The organism is Corallococcus sp. AB011P, assembly GCF_003611605.1.
GTDB classification, from domain to species: Bacteria; Myxococcota; Myxococcia; order Myxococcales; family Myxococcaceae; genus Corallococcus; species Corallococcus coralloides.
The window spans coordinates 24,312-48,986 of record NZ_RAVX01000036.1 but is presented as its reverse complement, the minus strand read 5'-3'; the positions used below and the strand labels follow the sequence as shown (position 1 = coordinate 48,986).

Below are 24,675 nucleotides of genomic sequence, written 5' to 3'. Positions count from 1 at the left end.
TGACCCCCGCCATCGAGCGCCGCATCAAAGCCGCTCTTACACATGGAGCGAGCCGCCAAAGGACGAGGCAACATCATCGTCGTCGCAGCCACTCCCGCTAACACAGGTGTTTTGATGACAGTTCCGGCAACGACCACAGCAGCAGGTACACCGTGACCGAGGCCGTCACGGTGGCCAGGACCGCTTGCGGATTCACCACTCCCCGCAGTGCCTCCGCCGTCTCCTCCCACACCGAGTCCATCGCCAACGCCAGGGCCAGCGCATACCTCCCGTCACTTCCAAGCAGCGGCCCCTCCTCCAACAACGAAAGGCAGTCCCGCCCCTGCTTCTTTCGCTCGCACCACCGCCCATAGGCGCGCGTCAGCTCCGCCGACGCATCGTCCAGCAGGTGCAGCTCCCGCGCTTCCGCCTCTCCCAGGGGACGGATCCGATGCGTGCGTGCTTCGTACCCGAACACGCCGCTGCGTTCCGGCATGCCGAACAACGCCCGCGCATCCCGCAGCGGATGCGCGAACGGACGGACCTCCCGCGCGAGCTCCGCAACAGCCCTCTTGAACTCGCCCTGCGTCAGCTCCGCGTCCTCCAGCGGAGCCTCCTCCCCCCGGGGCGTCACGACGACCGGGTCCGCGCGCCCCGTGTCCAGACGCACGACCCGGACGGACGCGCAGCCCGTCAGGAGGACCAGCAACAGCAGGCACTGCCACCCACGACGCAAGCCTACGGGCACTTCACCACGCCACCATCCGTCGCCGCCGCGGCCACGCGGGCGCACGCGGCCTGCACGGTGGCCGTGTCCTTCAAGTCACGCGCGAGCCTCGCGGTGGACAACTGCAGCTCCATGTCCTTCGCATGCCCCGGCTCCGAGCCCAGGCTCGTCAGGATGCGCAGGGCGTCCTGCTTGCGCCCCATCACCGTGAGCAGGTCCGCCAGCTCCTGCATCTCCCCCACGTCCGCGCCCGACACCGTCTCCAGGGCCTTCTGCAGCTCCCCTTCCGCCGCCACGCGGTCGTCCGTCGCCAGGTGCGCTCTCGCGAGCGCCACGTGCACGATGGCGCGGTCCTTCACCTTCAGCGATTCGCCGTAGGCCTTCAGCGCCTCTTCACGCTTGCCCAGCTTGAGCTGGATCTCCGCCACCAGCTCCCACAGCGTTGGATCCTTCGGCGACTTCTTCGCGGCCTCGTCGTACGCCGCCGCCGCCTCCGGCAACCGGCCCGCGCGCACCTCCGCGTCTCCCAGCGCCGTCAGCACCTCCGGCGTGCGCACGCCCTGCCCCGTCACCTTGCGCAACAGCCCGAGCACCTCGTCCTGCCGCCCCTGCTTCGTCAGTACGTCCACCGCCCGCACCAGCAGGTCGGCCTTCGACGCGTCCGGAGCGGCCTCGGCCGCCTGCGTGAAGTCGCGCACCGCCTCGTCGTGGTCGCCTCGCTCCTCGGCCAGCTCTCCCAGCTGCTCCAGCGCGTTGAAGTCCTTCGGATGCAGCGCCAGCGCCTTCTGCAGCGACTGCCGCGCTTCGTCCTTCTTGCCCAGCTGCGCCTGGATGAACCCCAGCCGGCTCCAGTTGGTGGAGCGCTTCGCATCCAACCGCAGCGCCACCTCGAACTCCTTCGCGGCCTCCTCCAGCCGGCTCATCGACAGGAGCACCTCACCCCTCGCGGCGGGCAGGCGCGGATCCGCGGGCGCCAGCGTCTTCATCTCGTCGAAGGACTTGAGCGCGGCGTCGAAGTTGCCCTTGAGGTACTCGGAGTTGCCCTGGAGGTAGAGCCCTTCCGCCTGGTCCTTCGGATCGAGCTTCGGCGTTTCGGTGCAGGCCCCGGAGGCCAGCAGGGCAATGAGCGGCAGGGCACGCAGACGCGAGGACATGAGAGGCTCCGGAAGACTCAGAAGTGATACGCGATGCCGGCGTTGACATCGAAGTTGAGGCCGTCGCCCGCGCCGTCGTCCGCGAGCCCCAGCACCGCCTGCGCGATGTTCGTTCCCAGCTCCAGCTGGAAGCCCACGTGGCCCGCCAGCAGGTACTCCAACCCCACGAATCCCACGACGGACGGCAGCGGGCCCGTACTCTGGAAGATGCCGTAGTCGCCGAACGACAACTGCACGCCCAGGCCGAAGCCCCAGTACGGCCGCAGGTCCTTCTCCAGGCGGTGATAGTGCCGCGCCCCCACGATGCTGGGCAGCACGTTGAGCTCGCCCTCTTCGTCGCCGCCGGCATGCACCCAGGTGAAGCCGACCTGCACGAAGCCCTGCCATTCCGGGTGGAACCAGTAGCCCATCTCCAGGTCCAGGCCCGGATTCAAGGACGACAGCTTGTCGATGAAGCTGTTGTTGAAGCGCAGCCCCAGCGTCAGCCCGCCCCCCGGCGACGACGCGACCGCGCCGCCCAGGAGCGGCCGGGCCGGAACGACCTCACCGGGCGACTCCAGCGCGATGCTCAACTCGTCGGACACGGCGACGACCGCGCGCAGGAGCTCGCCGTCCTCGGAGGCCTCCGTGCGTGGCCGCGCGAGCGTGCGGCCATCCCGCGTGTCCACGAGGCTCGCGTCGAGGAGGTACTGCCCCCCGAAGCGATCCAACCGGCCCGTGAGGACGTAGCGCGCGCCCGTCAGCGAGGACAGCTCCTGGACGCACTCGCCCTTCTCACAAGGGGCGCTGCCCACCAGCTCCTGCTGGCGCTCAGCGCCGACCCGCTGCTGGAGGTCCCGCTGGGACAGCACGCGCAGCCGGGGCGACTCCGCGAGCCGGCCCGAGATGAGCAACGTGATGCCCTGCGCGGCATCCCTCCCCGCCGCGTTGGCGGCCAGAGGCAGCACCGCCACCGTGAGCGGCTCGGCGACGGCCGCCCCCTCCTGGGCGAAGACAGGCGACGACAGCGCTACGAGGCACGAGATGAAGAGCCGGGGGAGGCGGGACACGGCCGACACTCTACCCTCCTCCCGGCCCGCGCCCAGGCCTTCCGTGGCCGCTTCCCTGCCCGCTCACCCCTGATGGTTGAGCTTCGCCGCCAGGGAACGCACCACGACGCGCGGGCTGACCCGCACCGAGAAGGCCGCCAGCCAGTTGAGCACGCCGTGGATGGAGACCACCCGCCCCTTCATCATCGCCGCGTAGGCATGGCCCGCGACCTCGGGCGCCTCCGCCACGCCCGGCCGATTGAACAGGCGAGACTCCGCGTTGCCGGCGCGCCCGGCGAACTCCGTCTTCGTGGCGCCCGGGCAGTGGCAGGTCACCGTCACGCCCGTGCCCTCCAGCTCGACCGCGAGCGCCTCCGTGAACGACAGCACGAACGCCTTCGTCGCGTAGTACGTGGCCATGTACGGCCCCGGCAGGAAGCCCGCGGTGGACGCGATGTTGAGGATGCGCCCCTGCTTGCGCTCGCGCATGGGCCGCGCGAACAGGTGCGTGAGCTTGAGCAGCGCAGCGCAGTTGACCTCCACCATCTCCGCCTCGCGCCCCAGGTCCTGCTCCAGGAACGGCCCGGAGGAACCGAACCCCGCGTTGTTCACAAGGAAGTCCACCGCGAGCCCCAGCTCCTGCACGCGCGCGAAGAGCTGCTCTGGCGCGGAGGGCTGTCCCAGGTCCGCAGGCAGCACGTGCGCCTTCACACCGTGCGCCTGCTCCAGTCTGCGGGCCAGTTCCTCCAGCTTCGCCACGCCGCGCGCGACGAGGATGACGTCGTGCCCGTCCTTCGCGAACTGCTCCGCGAACTGCACTCCGAGCCCCGCTGACGCGCCGGTGATGAGCGCCACTTTCCGCGACATGGTGATGCCTCCCGGCGCGCCGATATAGCAGCACTACGCGAGCAGAAGGCCCGGGCCCGCGCACAAAGCGGTTGCCCCTGGGGATCCACGGCCATATTCGGAAGAGGACCCCGAGGACGTGGAGCCCGGCATGGAGCGGATGGACACCCTCGAAGCGCTGCTCGCACGCGGACGGACGGAGGACATAGCGCTCGGTGCGCCCGGCAGGCAGGGCATGACGTACGGCGCGCTGCGGGACCTCACCGCGAAGGTCCGCGAGCAATTGAATGCGTGGGGCCTGGGACAGGGAGACCGCGTCGCGCTGGTGCTCCCCAACGGGCCGGAGATGGCGGCGGCCTTCCTCGCCGTGGCCAGCGCCGCGACGACCGCGCCGCTCAATCCCGCCTACCGCGCGGATGAGCTCACGTTCTACCTGGACGACCTCAAGGCCAGTGCCCTCATCGTGCTCGAAGGAGCGGAGGGACCGGCCCGCGAGGTCGCGCGGGCACGCGACCTCCCGCTCATCGAACTGCGTCCGACACAGGAGGGGCCCGCGGGGCACTTCACGCTCGTGGCCGGGCAGCCCTTCTCGGGCACGGCGCATCGCACCGGCCCCGCCAGCGCGGACGACGTCGCGCTGGTGCTGCACACGTCGGGCACGACCGCGCGGCCCAAGCAGGTGCCACTGACACACGCGAATCTCCGCGCCTCCGCGCGGCACATCGGCGCGCAGCTGGGGCTGGGGCCCACGGATGCGTGCCTCAACATCATGCCGCTGTTCCACATCCACGGGCTCGTGGCGGCGGTGCTGTCCAGCCTGGGCGCCGGAGGCCGCGTGGTGTGCACGCCCGGCTTCAACGCCCTGCGCTTCTTCTCCTGGTTCGAGGAGGTCCGCCCCACCTGGTACACGGCCGTGCCCACCATGCATCAGGCGCTGCTGGAGCGCGCCCACCGCAACGCGGACAGCCTGAAGGACCACCGCCTGCGCTTCATCCGGTCCTCCTCCGCGTCGCTGCCGCCGCAGGTGATGGAGGAACTGGAGCGCGTCTTCGGCGTGCCCGTCATCGAGAGCTACGGCATGACGGAGGCCGCGCACCAGATGGCCTCCAACCCGCTGCCGCCGCGTCCCCGGTACGCGGGCTCAGTAGGGCTCGCCGCCGGACCGGAGGTCGCCATCATGGACGACGCGGGCACGCTGCTGCCCTCGGGCGCGACTGGCGAAGTGGTCATCCGGGGCCCCAACGTCATGTCCGGCTATGTGAACAACCCCGACGCCAACGCACGCGCCTTCACCCACGGGTGGTTCCGCACGGGCGACCAGGGGACGCTCGACGCGCAGGGCTACCTGCGGCTCACCGGACGGCTGAAGGAGCTGATCAATCGCGGCGGGGAGAAGGTGAGCCCGCTGGAGGTGGACACCGTGTTGTTGGATCATCCCGCCGCGCAGCAGGCCGTGACCTTCGCCCTGCCCCACCCGAAGCTCGGCGAGGACGTGGCCGCCGCCGTCGTCCTTCGTGAGGGCCACACGACCACCGAGCGCGAGCTGCGCGACTTCGTGGCCTCACGCGTGGCGGACTTCAAGGTGCCCCGCCGCATCGTCTTCCTCACGGAGCTGCCCAAGGGCCCCACTGGCAAGGTGCAGCGCATCGGGCTCGCGCAGCGGCTGGGGCTCACGTCATGAGGATCGCCATCTTCGGCGCGGGCGCCATCGGCGGCTTCCTGGGCGTCAAGCTGCTCCAGGCCGGCGCGGACGTCACCTTCATCGCGCGAGGCGCCCACCTGGACGCGATGCGCGCCCACGGCGTCACGCTCACCAGCGGCGGCGAGACGGTCACCGTGCGCCCGCATTGCACGGAGTCGCCCGACGACGCGGGCCCGCAGGACTACGTCTTCCTCACGCTCAAGGCCCACGCCCTGCCCGCCGCCGCGCCTCAAATCGCCCGGCTGCTGGGCCCGGAGACGGCGCTCGTCACCGGCATCAACGGCGTGCCCTACTGGTACTTCCACGGGCTCGAAGGCCCGTACGAGGGCCGCCACGTCGAGAGCGTGGACCCCGGCGGCGTGATCCTGCGCACCCTGCCTCCCGAGCGCGTCATCGCCACCGTGGTGTACCCGGCCGCGGAGGTCGTCTCCCCCGGCGTCATCGTGCACACGTACAACGACCGCGTGACGCTGGGCGAACCCGACGGCAGCAAGAGCCCGCGCGTGCAGGCCCTGTCGCAGCTCATGATGAAGGCCGGACTCAAGTCCCCCGTGCGCCCCCGCATCCGCGATGAAATCTGGGTGAAGCTCTGGGGCAACCTCGCCTTCAACCCGCTGTCCGTGCTCACCGGCGCGACGCTCGACGTCCTCGCCCGCCAGCCGGACCTGCGCGCCGTGGCCCGCACGATGATGCTGGAGGCGCAGGCGGTGGCGGAGACGCTGGGCACGCGCTTCCTCATCGACGTGGATCAGCGCATCCAGGGCGCGGCCCAGGTCGGCGCGCACAAGACGTCCATGCTCCAGGACCTGGAGCGCGGGCGGCCCATGGAGATCGACGCGCTGCTGGGCGCCGTCGTGGAATTGGGCCAGCTCACCGGCAAGCCCATGCCCACCTGCGAGAACATCCTCGCCCTGGTGCGCGAGCGCGCCCGACACGCCGGTGGCTATCCGCCGCGCGCGACGCCACCCGCTCCCGAAGCAACCTAGTCGGACGCGGACGGCATCACGCCCAGGTACTCCAGCGGATCCGCCGGCTTGCCGTCCACGCGCACTTCAAAGTGCACGTGCGGGCCGGACGTGCGGCCGGACTCACCCACCGTGGCGATGACCTGCCCGCGCCGGACCTTCTGCCCCGTCTTCACGCGCAGGTCGCGGTTGTGCGCGTAGAGCGTGATCAGCGGCGACGCGTGCTCCACGATGACGATGAGGCCGTAGCCCTTCTGCTCGCCCGCGTAGAGGACCGTGCCCTCCTGCGCCGTCTTGATGGGCGTGCCCGCGGGCGCCGCCAGGTCGATGCCGTCGTGCGGCTCCTTGCCCTTCTTGCCGAAGCGGCCATACAGCACGCCCCTCAACGGCCAGTCGAGCATCCCCTGCGTCGCGAGCCTCGGACGCGACGGCGCGCCCGGACGCCCCGACACCACGCGCGCACGCGGCGGATCCTCGCGGCGCGACACCGCCGGCACCGAGCGGCGCGGCGTGGACACCGGCGCCTGCCCCGGCTTCGAGAGCACCAGCTCCGGCTCCTCGTCGGACAGCGGCCCCGGGTCGCCGTACTTCGGAGGCTCGCTGCCCGGAATCAGCAACTCCTTGCCCACCGCCAGCTCGCGCGGATCCTTGATGCCGTTGGCCTGGGCCAGCTCGTCCACCGTGATGCCGTACGTCTTGGCGATGCGGTACATCGTCTCGCCCGCCGCCACGCGGTGGCGCACCGCCACCAGCTCCGGCTCCTCGTGCGTGGGCCTCAGCGCGAAGGACAGCGGCTTGCCGTTGCTCGTCGACTCGGGCCGCACGCCGGCCGTGTCCAGCTGGGAGGAGGAAGCGGCCTGGGTGCCCACGCAGCCGCTGAACAGCGCGGCCGCGAGCAACACCCAGAGCGCCCTGCCCGCTCGGCTGGAGCCGCCCGGCCCCAACCTCAGGCACCGCCGCCCGAACCGTGCCGCTTGAAGCCCTGCAGGTTCCACCCCGAGAGCTCGGGGATGCGACCGTGGTCGGTCATCTCGAAGTGCAGCGGCGTCACCGACACGCGCTTCTCGTCGATGACGGTGTTGCAGTCGCTGCCCGGGATGTCGTCGTGCGCGTACTCCGTGCCGCCAATCCAGTAGTACTTGCGGCCGCGCGGGTCCTCCTTCTCCACGACGTTGCTGCCGTAGGAGTGACGCCCCTGCTTGGTGATGACGTAGCCGTCCGGCTCCACGCCGCCAGGGATGTTCACGTTGAGGAGCATCCGGGGCGGCAGGGGCCGCGACAGCGCCTCCGTCACCAGCGCCCGCGCGAAGCGGCCCGCCGGCCCGAAGTCGAACGGCCCCCGCGTCACCAGGCTGAACGCGATGGCCGGGACGCCCAGGAACGCGGCCTCCATGGCCGCCGCCACCGTCCCGGAGTACATGATGTCGTCCGCCAGGTTCGCGCCGTGATTGATGCCGGAGACCATGAGCTGGGGACGATTGTCCTTCAGCAAGTGGTTCACCGCCAGATACGAGCAATCCGTGGGGGTGCCGTCCACGGCGAACCACCGCTCGCGCACCTCCTTGATGCGCAGCGGCCGGTGCAGGCTGATGGCATGGGAGGCGGCGCTCTGCTCGCGGTCAGGCGCCACCACCCACACCTCGCCCAGGGGGCTCACCGCCTCCACCAACGTCTGCAGCCCTTCGGAGAAGTAGCCGTCGTCGTTGGAGACGAGGATGCGGGGGCGCGAAGTGCTCACGGTCACTGCTTCTTCGCGAGCGAGCGGAAGGCGGTGCGGCCCGCGTACCGCGCACCGGCGCCCAGCTCCTCTTCGATGCGCAGGAGCTGGTTGTACTTGGCCACGCGGTCGGAGCGCGACGCCGAGCCCGTCTTGATCTGCCCGCAGTCCAGCGCCACCGCCAGGTCCGCGATGGTGGTGTCCTCGGACTCGCCGGAGCGGTGGCTCATGATGGACGTCATGCCCGCCTTGTGCGCCATGCGCACCGCGTCGAACGTCTCCGTGAGCGAACCAATCTGGTTCACCTTCACCAGGATGGAGTTCGCCGTGCCCGTCTCGATGCCCCTGGACAGCCGCTCCACGTTGGTGACGAAGAGGTCGTCACCCACCAGCTGCACCTTGTCACCCAGCGCGTCGGTGAGCTTCTTCCAGCCCTCCCAGTCATCCTCCGCCATGCCGTCTTCGATGGAGATGATGGGGTACTTCTGGGACAGGCCCCGGTAGTACTCCAGCAGGCCCTGCGAGTCGTACTCCTTGCCCTCGCCCTTGAGCTTGTACTTCTTGGAGCCCTTGTCGAAGAACTCGCTCGCGGCGACGTCCAGCGCCAGGAACAGCTGCTCGCCCGCCTTGAAGCCCGCGGCGTCGATGGCCTCCATGATGAGCTTGAGCGCCTCTTCGTTGGCCGGCAGGTCCGGGGCGTAGCCGCCCTCGTCGCCCACGCCCGTGGCCAGCTTGCGGCCCTTGAGGATCTTCTTGAGCGCGTGGAACACCTCCGCGCCCCAGCGCAGGCCCTCCGCGAACGTCGTCGCGCCGGCGGGCACCACCATGAACTCCTGCACGTCCACGCGGGTGTCCGCGTGCGCGCCGCCGTTGAGAATGTTCATCAGCGGCACGGGCAGCGTGCGCGCCTGCAGACCGCCCACGTAGCGGTACAGCGGCAGGCCGTGCGCGTCAGCGGCGGCGCGCGCGGTGGCCATGGAGACGGCGAGGATGGAGTTGGCGCCCAGCTTGGACTTGGTGGACGTGCCGTCCAGCTCGATCATCCGCTGGTCCACGGCCACCTGGTCCACGGCGTCCATGCCGATGAGCGCCGGCCCGATGGTGTCGCGCACGTGGTCCACGGCCTTCTTCACGCCCTTGCCCAGGTAGCGGCCCTTGTCGCCGTCACGCAGCTCGTGCGCCTCGTGCTCGCCGGTGGAGGCGCCAGAGGGCACCGTCGCGCGGCCACGCGAGCCGCCCACGAGCAGCACCTCGGCCTCCACGGTCGGATTGCCACGGGAATCGAGCACTTCACGCGCCAGGATTTGAGCGATCTCGGTCATAGGGCGCCGGTTCTACGAAGCACGGGCGGAACGGGCAAGCACGCTCGCACTGGCCGCCTGCTACAGTGTCCAGCCGCCGAATGCCTCCTCCTCCCAAGCGCCGCGTCACGGGCCCCGACCCACTGCCCGGCCAGCGCGCCCGGGGCGCCCTCCTGGGCCTCGCCATCGGCAACGCCCTGGCCGTCCCCACCGCGGGCAGGCCCTTCTACGCACCAGCCTTCCCCCAGCTCGCCGAGGGGCCGTACCAGGGCATGCACGGAGGCGGCCCGCACGACCTGCGCAAGGGGCAGGTGACGGAGCCCACCCAGCTCGCGGTGGCGCTGGCCCTGAGCCTGCGGGACATGAAGCGCTACGACGCGGGGGACGCCCTCAAGCGCTACCGGGCCTGGCAGTCGCACGCCATCTCCGTCAGCGGGCCCATGAAGGAGCTGTTCCAGGAGTGTGACGCGAGCCTCCCGCCCCAGCTGAAGGACGCCGGCAAGCGCGTGTGGCAGAAGAACCTCCGGCGGCTGGCCCCCGCGGGCGCCCTCCCGCGCGTGGTGCCCCTGGGCGTGCACCTGGCGAGGGACTCCTTCGCCCTGGCGAAGGCGGCGCTGGAGGACACCGCCCTCACCCACTTCGACCCACGCAGCCAGCTGGCGGGCGCGGGGCTGTGCGCCGCCATCGCCAAGGCGGTGACGGGCGGACCGAACCTGAAGGCCGCGGACCTGCTGCCCGCCGCGGAGGTGGGCATCTCCCTGGCGGCCGCCGCCCTGGGAAAGCTGGAGAAGGACTACGTCCAGGAGGTGGCCTTCGCCGCGAAGCTCCTGCGTGAGGACCTGGCCCTGGCGGCCCAGGACGACCCGCAGCTCTATGGCCCAGAGCTGCACATGCACCGGCCCGGCAATAACGCGGTGCGTGCAGCGTTCCGGCTGGCCTTCTGGGAGCTGCTCCACGTCCCCACCGCAGAGGCGGCGCTCCTGGACGTCGTCCACCGGGGCGGCGACACGGAGGTCCACGGCTCCGTCACCGGGGCGCTGGTGGGCGCCTTCCACGGCGAGGGCGCGCTGCCAGAGGAATGGCGCCAGAAGGTCCTCCTGGCCCTCCAGCCCTACAACCCCCTCCAGAAGGGAACGGTGCTGTGGGAGGTGTACCACCCCCGGCACCTGCTGCTGCTGGCGCCGGGGTGAGGAGGCCCGCAAGTGCGAAGCCCGCGGGGGCTGTCCGTTGAGGGACAGCCCGGCCGCGGGCTCCGGGACACGCCGTGGCGCAGGGGCCACGGGTGGGATGGGTCATCAACCGAGCAGGTCGATGACGACGACGCCTCGTGACGGCTTCTCTTCCTCGGTGTCCGTCCTCCGGTGGGGACGGTCATCGGGTGCAGGCAGTGGGAGCTCCACCACCGGCCGCTCGTAATCCTCGCGGCGGAGCCGCTCGCGGCGCTTGATTTCTTCAATGATGAAAGCGTCGAGCATGGGTTCGGTTTCTCCCTCAGCCTACGTACCCCGATGTACGCCCGCCGTCCCGCCCCCTTACCACTTCCACATCTCTTTGATGCAAATTAAGAACCCCGGTTTCTTTCTGGGGATGGCACCCTGATTCCGCATGGCTGCTCGTCCACCTCCCGACATCCGGGACACAGCAACCGTGCCACGGATGTCAGGGAAGTGTCCGTGGACGTTCAAAATTCGCCTGATCCTAATGCGTTCGCCGCGCGCCGCAACACGACTCATTTCAGGTGGCCCCCCTCCGCTCGCGTGGCACGGCTCCAGCCGAAAAGGGCCCGCCCGCCCCCCTGCTCCCTTGCACGGCATGGGCCGTGTGGGATGACAGGCAGGCGGGCGGAAAACTGACGCGGGTCGTCAGTGGTGACGAAAGCCGTCGACGAAAGCCGTCAGGGGGCTTCCGCGCGGCGCTTGAAGGCCTCCAGCATCTTGGGGAGCTGGGTTTCCGTCAGGGTGTTGATGATGGCCTTGGGGATGAGGGCGCCCAGGGCCATCTCCACGTTGTAGGTCGCGCGCGTCTTGCCCTCGCCCTCGGGCTCCAGCGTCCAGCTGCCCTTGTTGTCCTTCATCACCTCGCCCTCGACGAAGGTCCAGGACATGCGCTTGGGGCGCTCCTCGGTGACGCGGATGGTGTAGCGGATGCGCTTCACCACATCGACCTCGTAGTGCACCTGGACGGTGTTCCCCTGGCGCTGGGAGGTGGAGACCTTCTTCACCTCCGGGAGGAACTCCGCGTAGCGGTCGTAGTTGGTGATGATGTCGAAGACCTTCTCGACGGGGGCGTTGATGGTGATGGTGCGCGTGGCGCCGGCCATGGCGGTGTCTCCGAAGGAGTGAAGGACGGACGAGGCTGACGGACAGCTTACGGCGCGTAGCCCGGCTTCTTGTCGAACTTGTGGTTGGACTGGATGAAGCGGACGGTGCCCGTCTTGCTGCGCATGACGACGGAGTGCGTCTCACAGCCGCCGCCGAAGAAGCGCACGCCCTTGAGGAAGTCGCCGCTCGTCACGCCCGTGGCGGCGAACATCACCTCGCCGCGGGCCAGCTCCTCCGCGGTGTAGATCTTGTGGATGTCGGTGATGCCCATCTTCCTGGCGCGGTCGATTTCCCCCTGGTTGCGAGGCACCAGCCGCCCCTGCAGGTCGCCGCCCGTGGCGCGGATGGCGGCCGCGGCGATGACGCCTTCCGGCGCGCCGCCAATGCCCATGAGCACGTCCACGCCGGAGCCCTCGAAGCAGGTGGCGATGGCGCCCGCCACGTCACCGTCCTCGATGAGGCGCACGCGCGCGCCCGCGGCGCGGACCTCCTTGATGAGGTCGGCGTGGCGCTCGCGGTCCAGAATCATGACCGTGAGGTCCTCCACGTAGAGCTTCATGCGCTCCGCGATGGCGCGCAGGTTCTCCGTGGGGGACTTCGTCAGGTCGATGGCGCCCCTGGCGCGCGGGCCCACGGCGAGCTTCTCCATGTACGTGTCGGGCGCGTTGAGCAGGCCGCCCTGGCTGGACATGGCCACGACGGAGATGGAGCCCGGGCGGCCGTAGGCGCACAGGTTGGTGCCCTCCAGCGGGTCCAGGGCGATGTCCACCGCGGGGGCGCCGTCGTCGCGGCGGCCGACCTTCTCACCGATGTAGAGCATGGGCGCCTCGTCGCGCTCGCCCTCACCGATGACGACCGTGCCGTCGATGTTCAGCGCGTCGAAGGCGCGGCGCATCGCGTCCACGGCGGCCTGGTCGGACTCGTCCTTGTTGCCGCGGCCCATGAGCCGGGCGGAGGCGATGGCCGCCATCTCGGTGACGCGCACGACCTCCATTGCCAGGTTGCGATCCATTGTCGGGTGCTCCTCGTTCGGGAATTCGGGAAGGGAAAAAGTCAGGTGTCGGAGTCGTCCGCGGCCTTCAGGCGGGCGATGGCTTCGGGCAGCCGCTGGGGTTTGCCGTCACGCCCCACGCAGGCGTGCATGGTGCGGCCGGTGCACAGCAGCGTGGGGGAGTCACCGTCGCGCAGCAACTCGTAGGTGAACACGAGTGACGCGCGGCGCAACTCTCCCAGGGTGGCGCGGATGAGGAGCATGTCGTCATAGCGCGCGGAGGCCTTGTAGTGGGCGCTGGCCTCCACCACGGGCAGCAAGAGCCCGGTGCTCTCCAGTTCGCGGTAGCTGCCTCCGTGGGCACGGAAGAACTCACTGCGGGCGAACTCGAAGTAGCGGAAGTAGTTCGCGTAGTAGACGACCCCCATCTGATCCGTGTCGCCGTAGATGACGCGCAGCCGTGCCTCGACCATTGAGGCGGCCATATCAGGGCGGGGTGACGTGTCCAAGCGGTGGGCGCGCATGTTGGTTGCTTCTGTTCATCCGGCCGGAGAGGCTGCCGCACCATGTCGCGCCTGATTGCCGCCCTCCTCGTCCTGTTCGCCCTGCCCGCCTCCGCCAAGGCCCCGAAGCTCACGCTGTTCATCAGCGTGGACGCCATGGGCAGCGACGTCCTGTTGAGAAACCGTCCGCGCCTGACGGGGGGCCTGGGCCGGCTGCTCTCCACGGGCGCGTACTACCCCTACGCCCGGTATGCCTACGCGGAGGCCCGGACGGCGCCAGGGCACGCCACGCTGGCCACGGGCGCGAACCCCTGGCGCCACGGCATCGTGGACAACGACATCTACGACCGCGCGGCCGGACAGGCGGTGCAGGTCTACACGGACCCGACGCATCCGGTGCTGAATGGGGAGACGCCTCCCGGGTCGGACACCAGCCCGGTGAACCTGATGGCGGAGACGCTGGCGGACCGGCTGCGCGTGTCCACGCAGGGCCGGGGCAAGGTGGTGGCGCTGTCGTACAAGTCGCGGGCGGCCATTCCGCTGGCCGGGCGCCAGGGCCAGGCCTGGTGGTTCGACGAGGCGACGGGCCGGATGGTGACGAGCACCTGGTACGCGAAGGCGGAGCCCACGTGGATGCAGGCGTTCAACGCGCGCAAGCTGCCGGACGCGGCGTTCAGCAAGACGTGGGAGCTGTTGCGTCCGCGCGCCGAGTACGTGGGCGAGGACGACCGCCCCATGGAGCCGGAGGCCTACGGCATGGGGCGTGTGTTCCCACACGTGTTGAAGGGCGGGCAGCAGGCGCCCGGGCCGGCGTCGTACCGGGCGTTCGCGGTGTCGGGGTTCTCGCATGACCTGCTGGTGCAGGCGGCGAAGGCGGCGCTGGAGGGCGAGGGCCTGGGCAAGGACGACGTGCCGGACATCCTCGCGGTGAGCTTCAGCGGCACGGACGCGGTGTTCCACGCGTTCGGGCCGTACTCGTGGGAGATGCAGGACACGATGCTGCGGTTGGACGTGGCGATGGGGGAGCTCATCGCCGCAGCCGAGCGCGCGGCGGGGGGCAAGGCGAACCTGGTCATCGCGTTGTCGGCGGACCACGGCGGCGCGGAGATTCCGGAGGCGTGGGCGCAGGCGGGCGTGCCGGCCGCGCGGCTCAACCCGGTGGAGGCGGCGAAGGGCCTGGCGCAGGAGCTGAAGGCGAAGTTCAGCGTGGACGTGACGGTGAAGCTGTTGGAGCTGGACGTGTACCTGGGCGGCAAGGCGCTGGAGTCCGGCCAGGTGGACGCGGTGGCGGTGCGGCGCGCGGCGGCGGTGTGGCTGGCGAAGCAGCCCTATGCCGTCTGGGCGGTGGCGAAGGACGACCTGGACACGGCGCCGGACCAGGGAGGGCTCATGGCGGCGATGCGCCGTGGCTACTACCCGGTGCGCAGCGGCGACGTGCTGTTCATGGCGAAGCCGTTCCAGGTCGTCAGCGACTACCCGCGCGGCACGAACCACGGCACGCCGTACTCGTACGACACGCAGGTGCCGGTGGTGTTCGCGGGCAAGGGCGTGAAGCCGGGGCTGTACCTGGAGGAGATCAACCCCGTGGACGTGGCCCCTACCCTGTCCGCGATTCTGGAGATGGGCATGCCCGCGTCGGCGGAGGGCAAGCCGCGCGTGGAGGCGTTGGGAAGATAATAGGGTCGCAAGAGCCGACCATTTGAGTCGGGGGGGCTCTACGCTTGGCAATATTGGGCGCGATCGTCTGAACGCCACCTTGCCTCAAGCCCGAGCCCTGCGGTTAGCCAAGATACCGGAGACGTCGCGCCGCGGCCCCACTGGCGTCGGCGCATTCAGACCGAACTCTTGAGCGTCGTGGACGTGCGGCGCCTTGTCTTCCTCGACGAGGCCTTCTGCAATACATCCATGGCACGCGAGTATGGCTCGGCCCCGGGCGCCCGAGGAATTCGCCCAAGAGGCCGCTGGACGCCCCTGACGCGGGTGGGTGCCATCCGTGTCAACTGTCTGCCCAGGCGCACGGCGCACCGAGGGGCCAATAACGGCCGCCTCTCGTGCGCTTCGTGCTCCAGTAGCCGTGCCCCTGGATTCACCCGGGAAACGTCGTGGTGCTGATGGCCCTGCGCTCATCTTCGCAGTCCCGGCCCCCACAGAGGGGGCTGTGCGCCGAATTGATGCCTGGAGGCACAAGACAAGCAGCACACACGACATGACGCAGCGAATTCAGCTCATTTCGGTAGTCAGCACCGATGAGTTGAAGACATCCGGATGCTTGCTCGTCCAGTAAACAAACCCGCCATGCGCCGTCTCCAGGAAGACAGCCACCTCAAACGCCTTTGCCTCCCTTCCAACGCGAAGGGCCTCCTCCAACATCTCGCCTTCATAAACCTTCAACCATCGCCCCCCTCGCTGCTCTTTCCTGGATACATAGAACCGATACCCTCTTTGGCGTGCCAACTCAGCATCAGTCAACATGAAATGACACCTCAATGCGAGAGATTCCCATCAGGAGCAACGTTGATATATTTCACCTTTCCAAGCCAGTCCCTGAAATGAGCCCTACCAGCCGCGGAAAGCTGAACATCCCATTCAAATTTAAACCCTCTTGATGGATCTCCATGGTATGGGCCTTTGACCCACTCATTACCGTGCCGATCAAGGTATCCCCCTCCTGGTCCCCTTGGCAGCGGGTTTCCAGGGCGGTAGCCCTCAGGGGGCCGGTAACGTAAATGTCCGTCCCGGGGAGTGGTCCGTCGTCCGCCAGGCAAACCCGCATCCCTCAAGCGAGATCGGATGCTTGGTACTGTCTTCGTCAAGTAGGTTCGAAACGCGCCAGCGCCAGGCAGAGCGATTCCCGACAAGGAACCCCCAAATGTCCGCGCAGAGCCGGCCAGTTCAACCTCTATCGAGGCAGCTCCAAGACCTCTCCCTCCCCCAGCCCCCCCCTTTGCACTACCTGAAGCCAAGAGAATGGTTTGAACAGCATAAACAGACGCATAGAAACCGTGTGCGCCAGCCGCATAACTGTCCCCGGAGTCATACGCCGCACTGGCAAGCCACCCTTCCTCCATCGCCTTTCCCGCAGGGTTGAACGTATCAACCAATCCCCCTAGAACGCCGTGCTCCTTGGTGCTGGCCCTCAACTGATGCAACGTGTCGATAGACCGAAGCGCGGACTCATAAGGGTTAAAAGGGCCCGTGAGTGAAGACACGTAGGCGGCCGGCAAGTCCGCCAGCATCGCCCCAGCAGCGTTTGCCGCACCGTCAATCCAGCTCCCGGTTGGGGTGCTGACGCGCGATGACGCATCACCGCCGCTTCCGCCATAGAGATTGGAGATAGGCGAAATCCGATTCGCCTGATAATAGTATCGCGAACCATTGGGAGTCGTGGAGGGCTTCGTGCTCTCCCCTGTATTGACAGAACCAGTTCCTCCGCCGCCACGGGAACTCCCGTAATTCCAATCCACGGAGTCATAATGGCCTGGGATGGGATTGGGATTGAGCCCTCCTCCCGCCATGCCACCTCCGCCCAAAATCGTCCTGAAGATACTCAAGCCCGTACCGAACACGCTAAAGCCCGTTGGGTCGGTATTGGCGAAAGGGTTGTTCAGGCCGAAGCGATACCGATTGAGCGAACCCGTTGCGACAGGGTCAGGCGTCAAGAACGATCCAAAGCCTGGATCGTAAAGCCGCCCGCCCATGTCAACCAGACCGGTTTCCTCATCCACGGGGTGCCCCTGGAAGGACCTCCCCAGCAGAGGCGCAGCGGCCATGACCTGGGCAAGGTCCTCCGGGGTCTGCCGTGTTCCAAACGGAGCGAACTTCAGGCGTTCAATGACGTACCCCTCGGCATCGGTCACGACGGACGGCGTGCCCAGGAGGTCTGAATGCACGTAGGAGACGCGCTCACTCACGAGTGTCCCATCCGCATTCTCTTGCCAGTGAATCTGAGCGACAAGGCCCCCTTCTGCATTCACGTTGAACGTGTGCTCCACCACGTCTGAAACGCGCTTGCGTTCGTAGATGCCGCGAAGGCTCAAGACCTCGTCGCCGTTGGCCTGTGTCTTCAAGACCCGGCGCTGAGCACCGTCGTACTTGAAGGACGTCGTCTCCTGGTTCAAGGCAATCTGCTTTGGCAGATCAAACGCCGAATACTGCACGGTGCGGCCAAGCCCATCATCCACCTGGTTCCCCACAGCGTCGTATTGCAGGAACCGGGTCACCCCCTTTTGCGTCCGACTGTTGGGGGCATGCGACTGCGGCCCACTGTAGGTGAACGAACTGGTGAATCCAGGCCCGGCGGAAATCTGATGGGACTCCAGATTCCCGATTGAGTCATAATGGAACTCCTGCCTGGAAATGGCACCATTCTGGGTCACCTGCCAATGCGTCAGCCGGTCGAGTTCGTCGTAGTTGAAATCCTCGGACGTCCCCGCGATCAGGTCGTGGCGCTCCTTCAAATTGCCATCGGGCGCAAAACCGAATGACATTCGCTGGACAGGAACCACTCCGGTGGCCTCCATGAACCGAAGCGTGCCGACCTTGTCGAAGATACGTTGCGTGACAACGCCATTTCCTGACATTTCACGCTTGATCTGGCCAAGAGAATTGCTCTCCAGGACCTTCCAATACTCCGTCCCCGTCAGCGGATTCCGGATGGAAGCCAGACTCCCCGAACCGTCATAGGTCTTCTGGACCACCAGCCTGCTGGGATTCTCCACGGGACCGGCTTCGGGATACGCGAAGGTCAACGGCCTTCCGTAATCGTCATATGAAACATCTGTCGCGAAGCGCCGGCCGGAGATGGTCCAGGCGGTCTCCGAGGGCCGTCCCAACACGTCGTAGGCGAACTCCGTCAGCACGCCATCCGGACTCGTCACCGTGGCCAGGCGCCCCAGGCCTTGTGGCCCAGGCGAAGTGTCCCAGGTGTAGGTCGTCGTCCCATCCGGGGACACAACATTCAACGGTCGGCCAAAATCATCTCGCTGAATGTCCGTTACGCCCAGCGCGTCGGTCCGATGAACAACTTCGTCGAAGGCGTTGAATCTCACCGAGGTGCGTCCCTGATCCGCGTCCACCAAGGCGGTTTGCCTGCCCAGGGAGTCGTACTCCAGGGTCGTCAAATTGCCTTTTGGATCCCAGACCCGGGCAAGCCCACCCAGCGCGTTGTACTGGAACGTCGTGGTGTGGAGCACACCACCAGGCAGCACGTTCGCGGTCGAGGCCACCTGACCCAAACCATTGTAGTGGACTCGGGTGTGCCTTCCACCCTCGTCCACGGAGTCCGCCTGAAGGATCGAATAGTTCCAGGTCCTGAAGCGCCCATCCAAGTGCGTCAGCTTGACCGGCCGCCCAAGCCCATCCGTATCTAGATACGTGTACGCGGGGGGTTCATTCGCCGTGTGCGGCTGGCTGACGCGCCAGACCTTGCCGTCTGCCTTATATTCCGTCTGGACATAGACATACTCGGGCTGCGGTCCAGCTCGAACCCACCGTTCAAGGAGAGGGCGCCCCAGGGCATCCATCTCAATCTGGCTCTCCGACCCGCCTCCCACCAGGGAAGAGATGATCCAACCCCCTTCGGCACCAGCCCTGCGCTGGTACGAGGTCGATTGATCGCCCAATCCCGGGACGTCCACCCGTCGTCCTCTGCCGAAGCCGTCATAACTGAAGGTCGTTTCCCCTCCGGTGTTATCACGCGCGCTTAACAGGCTACCCAACCCAGAATGGTACAGGGACTCCCTGCGAATGGCTCCCTCTTGCTCCCATTCCGGGAAGATGGAATCCGGCGGTGCATACCCGAGCGTCCGCCTCCTGATGGAACCCGACAGGCCGGACAATTCTATTGCGGTAGGCAGCCCCAGCTCATTGTAGAAGAATTGCGTTGTCAGCCGTTCCGACGCTGCGCCCTCTGGAGAGCGGATGATCCGCTCTACAAGTCCAGTCAATGGATGAGTATGATACTCAACCGCTTGACTGACGGTCCCCAGTGAATTGGACCACTGGCTGTCGACCCGCTGCGGACGGGAGACCAGCCACCGGCCTGTATCTGGCGGCTCATAGAGATGCTGGACCACGCTGGATGAACCCTCGTTTAGAGTCACACCCCAGAGCTTGTTAGACTGAGTCGAAGTCGGATTCCCGTAGGCATCGAATTCTTGCTCATTGACCACCACCTGGAAACAAATCTGGCTTCCGTACTGCAGATTCCGGTCGCAAGTCTCTCCAGTCGAGACAACCTTCTCCAGATTAATTAGAGGTCCCGAACGAAAGGCATAATTCCACGTCTGCCGTTCAATCCGAACGATTCCATCCAATGGTGTCTCGACAAGCACGGAAGCAGGCAGCGCCGCACGTCCCGGCGCACCGCGGGAAACGGAGGACGTCGTCCGGCTTCCTGTATTTTCGTCTGTGACAATCCGCTCGCCGAAGCCCAGCCACCCTCGTCCTTTCGCAACGAGGCTGCCTGCATACTGATAGTTCAGGGCATAAGCTGGCAATGCACCTACGCCTCCAAAAGCCCGTTTGACGACCCAGATGCCGCGATGCATGGGGGTTGTGTCGGGAATGGGCAATGCAGGCTCCGTGGGAGTGTAGACGATCCGGTCTCCCACGTGGCTGTACTCGAACGAACTATAGGCAGCGCCATTTCGGACAGACACCAAGAGCGGTTGCTGTGCCCCCTTGGAAACATCCACCTCCACGCTAGAGCCGCTGCAAGAATAGAAATCCGGAACGCCATCTCCGTTCACATCCGCCTGATTCTCGATGCGCCGGATGGTTCCAATTGGATACAACGCATCGGTTGGGAGCGGCACACTCCTGACGAACCAGTCAGACCAAGCATCACCCGTCTGCCAAAGCGCATAGAGACCGAACCCAGTGCGGAGTTCAGCCCGGCCATCTGCATTCAGATCGGTCACCAGAAGGCGTCCTTCTGAATCGAAGCCATTCAAGGTCGAAGCGCAAACAGGCTCTTCGTATCCATTCCCCGTGTTGATCGCGTAACAGGTCTTCTCCCTGACCCCATTACCATTCATCGGCGGGATTGGGTGGGTGATGAGATAGTCTTGCAGGCCATCACCATTGACGTCCGCGGGCGTGAGGTAGTCTTCGGGCGCGCGCCGGCCGTCATAACCACCTGTTCCGGGAACACCCGCAGGCGAGAAGGTCGCGAACCGACCGTCGCCATACCCAGAGCGGATTTCACGGCCCAACTGGAAGACCTTGAAGTTGCGCCGAGGCGACTCAGGCTGCCAGGGGGCCAGTAGCGTCAAGGGTCCAAACCCTGTCGGATTGAACGTGCGATAGACAATTCCCTGGTGCGCAGGGCTGTAGGCAACGTATTCAGGAAGCCCGTCCCCGTTCAGGTCGGTGACCCGCCAGTCCTGCAACTCACGCGGGTACGCAAGCGGTTCCTGGTACGCCAGCATGAACTCAACATCGCCCTGGGCATTCTTGTAGTTGCGATACAGCAGGTTGCCAACATTCGCGCGCCGCTCATTGGGCAAACCGCCGCCTACAACCACCCAGTACCATTGGTACTTCGTCAGCATGAACTCCGAGCGCCGGTCTCCATCAAGGTCAAAAAGCGCATTGCTTTCCGCCTCAATGGTATCCAGTGGTGGCAGTGACGAGTCGTTCTGCGGCTGCCTTACAATCTCAGGCAGTCCCTTTGCAAGAACAGGCGCCCCAAACCCCACGCCCTGGCTCAATCGATAGTAGTACCGATTATCACTTGCCCCATAGACAACATCGTCGCGCCCATCTCCGTCGAGATCTCCGAAGTAGCACTGGTTGCGCCCGGCAACTCCCGAGAACGTGAACTTGACCGTCTCGTTCCGCAATCGCATCGGAGGAATGTCGTATTCGAAGACAAGGTCCTCCTTGCAGACACCCTGACCATCGCATTCGGACAGTGTTCTCAGGAGGCTGGCGGACTCCCGAACGTGATAGCCGGTCCGATACTTGAAGTGATAAGTCTTGAGCTTGCCTTCGACACTGGGTGCCGGGCCATACATCTCCAGCGATGCAAGCCTCTTGGCTCGGCGCATCTTGTATCCAGAAATCCATCGATCCGTGGCGAATGGATCGTCTTCGTAGACGAACTCGATCCTGCGCGTCGGCGCAAGTGCGGGTGCGCCCGCGAACCCCGTATACCGGATTGTCTTCGGAAGAATCTCGAAGCCTGCCTGAGAACTCCCGAGAATCGAGTAGTCGATGGTCATGTAATTTCCCATCGTGTCTTCGACCCGAGTCAATCCCCACTCAAACTTGATGTACTTCTCCACGTTGCGAACATACGTGTCCGTCTGCGGCGTGTACGTGACCTTCGTCTTGAAGCCGGGCGCGATCGGGCCGTAGGTACGGATGGAGCCATCGGTCTGATACACCCGGAAGGTACTCGGCCCCATGTCAGAGACACCGAGTGCCACGATCTTCTCGTGCCCGTTGAACTCCGCGCGGTATTCGGAGCCCTCCGTTCCGTAGGCCCCTGCAACATTGATCAACCGTTGCCCGTCGAGGCAATAACGGTCTCCGTTGGGGCCATCATCCAGGGTGGGGTCCGCTTCGACTCCGTCCAAGGCAAGGGACTTGCCACAACGGGTGATGCGGGAGATGCCTGATACATCCCAGCCCATGCCCGCCATTCCCACCCCTGACTGACTGCTGTAGTTCAGGGACAGCTCCGGTCCGATTCCGGCTCGAGAGGGCGGCGTCCATAGCGGGATGTTGTAGAGCGCGGCGCCATTCATCGAGACGCCCGCCGAGCCCGCGACCGGTCCAGCGGCAAGGCCCGTCGCATCCACCTCCGTGGGCAGAATGGTGCCTGGTGCTGGAGGGGTGAAGCCCGCATCCAGGTTCATGCTCTGACGCACTGGCCGAGCATCTTCAGACTGGAGCGCATTCATGCACCCAGCCATCAGTCCATTGAAATAAAACAACAGAAGGACGGCAGCTCCCCATTTTTTTGTTTTCACGGAAGGAGCTGTGATTTCTTCACGACGCGACCAAGTCCGCTCAGTACGCTTTGCCATCTGCCGCCCCCAGCAATCCCGAATACCGTTCCCCACCCTACTGCACGGAGACGCAAGAGTTTGATTGACACACCCGGCCCGCGTCGCAGGTCCCGCAGTACAGGTTGCCACCACAGCCATCGCTGATCGAACCGCAAGCCGCGCCCTGGGTCTCACAGGTGGTTCTCACGCAGGTGCCGGTTCCGCCAGCCTGAGCCCTGCACACCAGTTCGTCGATGTTTCCGTCACAGTTATCGTCAGCGCCGTTGCATGCCTCAGGAACATTTGAGACACAGGTCCCATAACGGCCTGGAGCGCAGTAGTTCGTCCCGGCCACCGTGCATTCACCGTTTGAAATGACGCAAGCCTCAGTCAAAGTGTGACTTTGGCTGGCTCCAAGCGCGTTGTCGATAAACCCATCAGCGTTGTCGTCACAGGCGTTGCATACTTCTGGACCGACATTGCAGTTACCCTGGCTTACCTGGCAGAAGTAGGTGCATTGTCCTGTTCCCTGCTTGCCACCACAGCCCGTGCACGGCGCTGTGCCTGCACACCCCCAGCATAAGCCGTCCCAATAACCATTCGGACGGCTACAGGTCTGGGTGGGCTTGACCGAGCAGGGGCTCTCACACGTGCGGATCAACGGGTTGTCGGTTCCCGGAATGTTGTCGATGCGTCCGTCGCCGTCATCATCACAGGCATTGCAGTCCTCTTCGCCCACGACGCAGTTTCCCAGGTTGCAGGAGGCGTCACAGATTCTAAGCCCGGTCTTGTTGCAGTTGGTGCACGCGACGCGCCCACCACATCCCGCGCAGGCGCTCCACGATCCGGTTGTGCAGCTCTGGGTGCCCGAGATCGGACACGGCGTATCTGTCCGGTTACAACTTCGCGTCAGGCTTCTTGCACCCTGCCCCGGGGCATTGTCGATAACTCCGTCGGCGTTGTCGTCGCAGTTGTTGCACAACTCCGTTTCGGATGTCTTGCACGCAAGGACTTGGCCACTGTCGCCGCAAACGACCTTGCCAGTGGCACCGCCACAGCCTGTACAAGTTCCTGCTCCAATCCCTGCCATGGGCTGGCACTTTCCCCAATAGCCCGCACCAAAGCAGGTCATCGTGCCAGGACAGCCATTGCTCATTGAGCAACCCGCCTCATCGCCGGCACTGCAAACAGCGCCCCATGCACGAGATTGGGGGAGCAGCAACACCAGAACTGCAAGGACAAGCCAGTACTTCGAGAAACCATTGGGCATGATGGGCACACTTCGGCATGAGCCCTTTGCGGGCTCGCTCGAACCATTAGGGGTGGATGGGGAGCGCCGGAACCTGCATTCGTACAGGGCCGCATCCCAGACGGTCAATCCCCCATTCCTTGAGGACAATCTCGTTGCCGAGGGCAACGATCTCACTGCCCCGGAGGGTAACTGGGCCTGCGAGCTGGCACGCGCAGAGGAGGCGTAGTCCTTCCAAAAGAAAATGGGCAGGCCGGGTCAGTCTTCCCTGACCCGCCTACCCATTCTCGCAGCCTGGAATGTCGTTCGCTTCAGCCCTACGCGGAGCGGGGCTTGCGCGCGGGCTTCTTCTTCGTCGTCGCGATCTCCAGCGACAGGTCCATGGCCCGCGCCGAGTGCGTCAGCGCGCCCATCGACACGAAGTCCACGCCCAGCTTCGCCAGCCGCGGCAGCCGATCCAACGTCACGCCGCCCGACACTTCGATGGGCACGCGGCTGGCCGTCAGCTTCACCGCTTCGCGGATCTGCGCGTCGTCCATGTTGTCCAACATGATGACGTCCGCGCCCGCGGCGATGGCCTCCTCCAGCTGCTTGAAGTTGGTGACCTCCACTTCAATCTTCACAAGCCGGGGACCGTTCAGCTTCGCGCGGCGGACCGCTTCGGTGATGTCGCCGCCCACCGCCGCGATGTGGTTGTCCTTGATGAGGATGCCGTCGAAGAGGCCGAAGCGGTGGTTGGACGCGCCGCCCATGCGCACCGCGTGCTTCGCGAGCCCCCGCATGCCCGGCGGCGTCTTGCGCGTGTCCAGCACCCGCAGCTTCGAGCCCCGCACGGAGGTCATCGCCTGCTGGGCCAGCGTCGCGATGCCGGCGGCACGCTGCACCAGGTTGAGCGCCGTGCGCTCCGCGGCCAGCAGCGAGCGCAGCTTGCCGTGGACGCGCGCGGCGACCACCTTCGGTTTGATCTCCTCGCCGTCGCGCTTGAGGACCTCCACCTCCACCTCCGCGTCCACCATGTGGAAGACGCGGACGAAGGCGTCCAGGCCGGCGACGATCATCTGCTCCTTCGCGACCAGCTCACCGCTGCCCTCCGCGTCGGCGGGGACCACTGCCAGCGAGGTGACGTCCCCCGCGGCCCCCAGGTCCTCGTCGAGGGACAGCGCGATGAGCCGATCGAGATAATCCTGCTGCACTTC

At 66.3% G+C, this 24,675-nt stretch carries 18 protein-coding genes; 4 read left to right on the top strand and 14 right to left on the bottom strand.

The window, feature by feature from the left end:
- Positions 1-97: 97 nt before the first annotated feature.
- From D7X30_RS40385 to D7X30_RS40370, 4 genes are all read right to left on the bottom strand, one after another.
- Complete coding sequence (locus D7X30_RS40385; RefSeq protein ID WP_199724694.1) at positions 98-715, bottom strand: hypothetical protein; 618 nt, start codon at positions 713-715, stop codon at positions 98-100.
- 2 nt (positions 716-717) lie between these two features.
- Complete coding sequence (locus tag D7X30_RS40380) at positions 718-1,860, bottom strand: lipopolysaccharide assembly protein LapB (RefSeq protein ID WP_120568300.1); 1,143 nt, start codon at positions 1,858-1,860, stop codon at positions 718-720.
- 17 nt (positions 1,861-1,877) lie between these two features.
- Entirely contained in the window at positions 1,878-2,909 is a 1,032-nt protein-coding gene (locus D7X30_RS40375) for a CsgG/HfaB family protein (RefSeq protein ID WP_233592100.1), read from the bottom strand.
- Between the two features lie 63 nt (positions 2,910-2,972).
- Positions 2,973-3,755 (bottom strand): SDR family oxidoreductase, encoded by a 783-nt coding sequence (locus D7X30_RS40370; protein ID WP_120568298.1) that lies wholly within the window; start codon positions 3,753-3,755, stop codon positions 2,973-2,975.
- A gap of 139 nt (positions 3,756-3,894) precedes the next feature.
- Between D7X30_RS40370 and D7X30_RS40365 the strand changes: the two genes are divergently transcribed.
- Entirely contained in the window at positions 3,895-5,415 is a 1,521-nt protein-coding gene (locus tag D7X30_RS40365; protein ID WP_233592099.1) for an acyl--CoA ligase, read from the top strand.
- Positions 5,412-6,422, top strand: coding sequence for a 2-dehydropantoate 2-reductase (locus D7X30_RS40360; RefSeq protein ID WP_120568297.1), 1,011 nt, complete (start codon positions 5,412-5,414; stop codon positions 6,420-6,422). The genes D7X30_RS40365 and D7X30_RS40360 overlap by 4 nt, the downstream gene beginning before the upstream one ends.
- Here D7X30_RS40360 and D7X30_RS40355 read toward each other — a convergent pair.
- The 3 genes from D7X30_RS40355 to eno are packed head-to-tail and all read right to left on the bottom strand — an operon-like array spanning position 6,419 to position 9,440.
- Positions 6,419-7,303, bottom strand: coding sequence for a peptidoglycan DD-metalloendopeptidase family protein (locus tag D7X30_RS40355; RefSeq protein ID WP_233592098.1), 885 nt, complete (start codon positions 7,301-7,303; stop codon positions 6,419-6,421). The two genes, D7X30_RS40360 and D7X30_RS40355, sit on opposite strands and share 4 nt — an antisense overlap.
- A 44-nt stretch (positions 7,304-7,347) precedes the next feature.
- Positions 7,348-8,139, bottom strand: a complete 792-nt coding sequence (gene surE, locus D7X30_RS40350) for a 5'/3'-nucleotidase SurE (RefSeq protein ID WP_120568295.1) — start codon at positions 8,137-8,139, stop codon at positions 7,348-7,350.
- 2 nt (positions 8,140-8,141) lie between these two features.
- Positions 8,142-9,440: a phosphopyruvate hydratase gene (eno, locus tag D7X30_RS40345; protein ID WP_120568294.1), complete on the bottom strand. Its 1,299-nt coding sequence runs from the start codon at positions 9,438-9,440 to the stop codon at positions 8,142-8,144.
- 80 nt (positions 9,441-9,520) lie between these two features.
- Here eno and D7X30_RS40340 point away from each other — a divergent pair, with 80 nt between their 5' ends.
- Complete coding sequence (locus D7X30_RS40340; protein WP_120568307.1) at positions 9,521-10,609, top strand: ADP-ribosylglycohydrolase family protein; 1,089 nt, start codon at positions 9,521-9,523, stop codon at positions 10,607-10,609.
- Positions 10,610-10,714: 105 nt separating this feature from the next.
- On the opposite strand, the gene D7X30_RS40335 is transcribed toward D7X30_RS40340, so the two are convergent.
- From D7X30_RS40335 to D7X30_RS40320, 4 genes are all read right to left on the bottom strand, one after another.
- On the bottom strand, positions 10,715-10,894 hold the full coding sequence (locus tag D7X30_RS40335; protein WP_043321424.1) for a hypothetical protein: 180 nt from the start codon (positions 10,892-10,894) through the stop codon (positions 10,715-10,717).
- A gap of 419 nt (positions 10,895-11,313) precedes the next feature.
- Positions 11,314-11,739: a type II toxin-antitoxin system RatA family toxin gene (locus D7X30_RS40330; protein ID WP_014396139.1), complete on the bottom strand. Its 426-nt coding sequence runs from the start codon at positions 11,737-11,739 to the stop codon at positions 11,314-11,316.
- A gap of 47 nt (positions 11,740-11,786) precedes the next feature.
- Positions 11,787-12,752 (bottom strand): class II fructose-bisphosphatase, encoded by a 966-nt coding sequence (gene glpX, locus D7X30_RS40325; RefSeq protein ID WP_120568293.1) that lies wholly within the window; start codon positions 12,750-12,752, stop codon positions 11,787-11,789.
- 41 nt (positions 12,753-12,793) lie between these two features.
- The gene (locus D7X30_RS40320; protein ID WP_120568292.1) at positions 12,794-13,204 is read right to left on the bottom strand and encodes a thioesterase family protein; all 411 of its coding nucleotides are present in this window, start codon (positions 13,202-13,204) and stop codon (positions 12,794-12,796) included.
- Positions 13,205-13,297: 93 nt separating this feature from the next.
- Between D7X30_RS40320 and D7X30_RS40315 the strand changes: the two genes are divergently transcribed.
- A complete protein-coding gene (locus D7X30_RS40315; protein ID WP_120568291.1) occupies positions 13,298-14,911 on the top strand; it encodes an alkaline phosphatase family protein in 1,614 nt (537 codons plus the stop codon).
- A gap of 543 nt (positions 14,912-15,454) precedes the next feature.
- Here D7X30_RS40315 and D7X30_RS41810 read toward each other — a convergent pair.
- From D7X30_RS41810 to nadC, 3 genes are all read right to left on the bottom strand, one after another.
- Positions 15,455-15,706, bottom strand: a complete 252-nt coding sequence (locus D7X30_RS41810; RefSeq protein ID WP_147443431.1) for a hypothetical protein — start codon at positions 15,704-15,706, stop codon at positions 15,455-15,457.
- Positions 15,707-15,717: 11 nt separating this feature from the next.
- Positions 15,718-22,269 carry a polymorphic toxin type 17 domain-containing protein gene (locus D7X30_RS41805; RefSeq protein WP_158619471.1) on the bottom strand — a complete coding sequence of 2,184 codons (6,552 nt, stop codon included), beginning with the start codon at positions 22,267-22,269 and terminating at the stop codon, positions 15,718-15,720.
- A gap of 1,527 nt (positions 22,270-23,796) precedes the next feature.
- A complete protein-coding gene (gene nadC / locus D7X30_RS40290) occupies positions 23,797-24,672 on the bottom strand; it encodes a carboxylating nicotinate-nucleotide diphosphorylase (RefSeq protein WP_199724693.1) in 876 nt (291 codons plus the stop codon).
- Positions 24,673-24,675 lie beyond the last annotated feature (3 nt).

What these genes read in the sequence shown, in the direction of transcription:
- D7X30_RS40380 (WP_120568300.1), bottom strand. Translation starts at nt 1,860, where the DNA reads ATGTCCTCGCGTCTGCGTGCCCTGCCGCTCATTGCCCTGCTGGCCTCC.
- D7X30_RS41810 (WP_147443431.1), bottom strand. Translation starts at nt 15,706, where the DNA reads ATGTTGACTGATGCTGAGTTGGCACGCCAAAGAGGGTATCGGTTCTAT.
- D7X30_RS40320 (WP_120568292.1), bottom strand. Translation starts at nt 13,204, where the DNA reads ATGGTCGAGGCACGGCTGCGCGTCATCTACGGCGACACGGATCAGATG.
- D7X30_RS40335 (WP_043321424.1), bottom strand. Translation starts at nt 10,894, where the DNA reads ATGCTCGACGCTTTCATCATTGAAGAAATCAAGCGCCGCGAGCGGCTC.
- D7X30_RS41805 (WP_158619471.1), bottom strand. Translation starts at nt 22,269, where the DNA reads ATGGCAAAGCGTACTGAGCGGACTTGGTCGCGTCGTGAAGAAATCACA.
- D7X30_RS40360 (WP_120568297.1), top strand. Translation starts at nt 5,412, where the DNA reads ATGAGGATCGCCATCTTCGGCGCGGGCGCCATCGGCGGCTTCCTGGGC.
- glpX (WP_120568293.1), bottom strand. Translation starts at nt 12,752, where the DNA reads ATGGATCGCAACCTGGCAATGGAGGTCGTGCGCGTCACCGAGATGGCG.
- D7X30_RS40315 (WP_120568291.1), top strand. Translation starts at nt 13,298, where the DNA reads ATGTCGCGCCTGATTGCCGCCCTCCTCGTCCTGTTCGCCCTGCCCGCC.
- eno (WP_120568294.1), bottom strand. Translation starts at nt 9,440, where the DNA reads ATGACCGAGATCGCTCAAATCCTGGCGCGTGAAGTGCTCGATTCCCGT.
- D7X30_RS40365 (WP_233592099.1), top strand. Translation starts at nt 3,895, where the DNA reads ATGGACACCCTCGAAGCGCTGCTCGCACGCGGACGGACGGAGGACATA.
- D7X30_RS40330 (WP_014396139.1), bottom strand. Translation starts at nt 11,739, where the DNA reads ATGGCCGGCGCCACGCGCACCATCACCATCAACGCCCCCGTCGAGAAG.
- D7X30_RS40340 (WP_120568307.1), top strand. Translation starts at nt 9,521, where the DNA reads ATGCCTCCTCCTCCCAAGCGCCGCGTCACGGGCCCCGACCCACTGCCC.
- D7X30_RS40370 (WP_120568298.1), bottom strand. Translation starts at nt 3,755, where the DNA reads ATGTCGCGGAAAGTGGCGCTCATCACCGGCGCGTCAGCGGGGCTCGGA.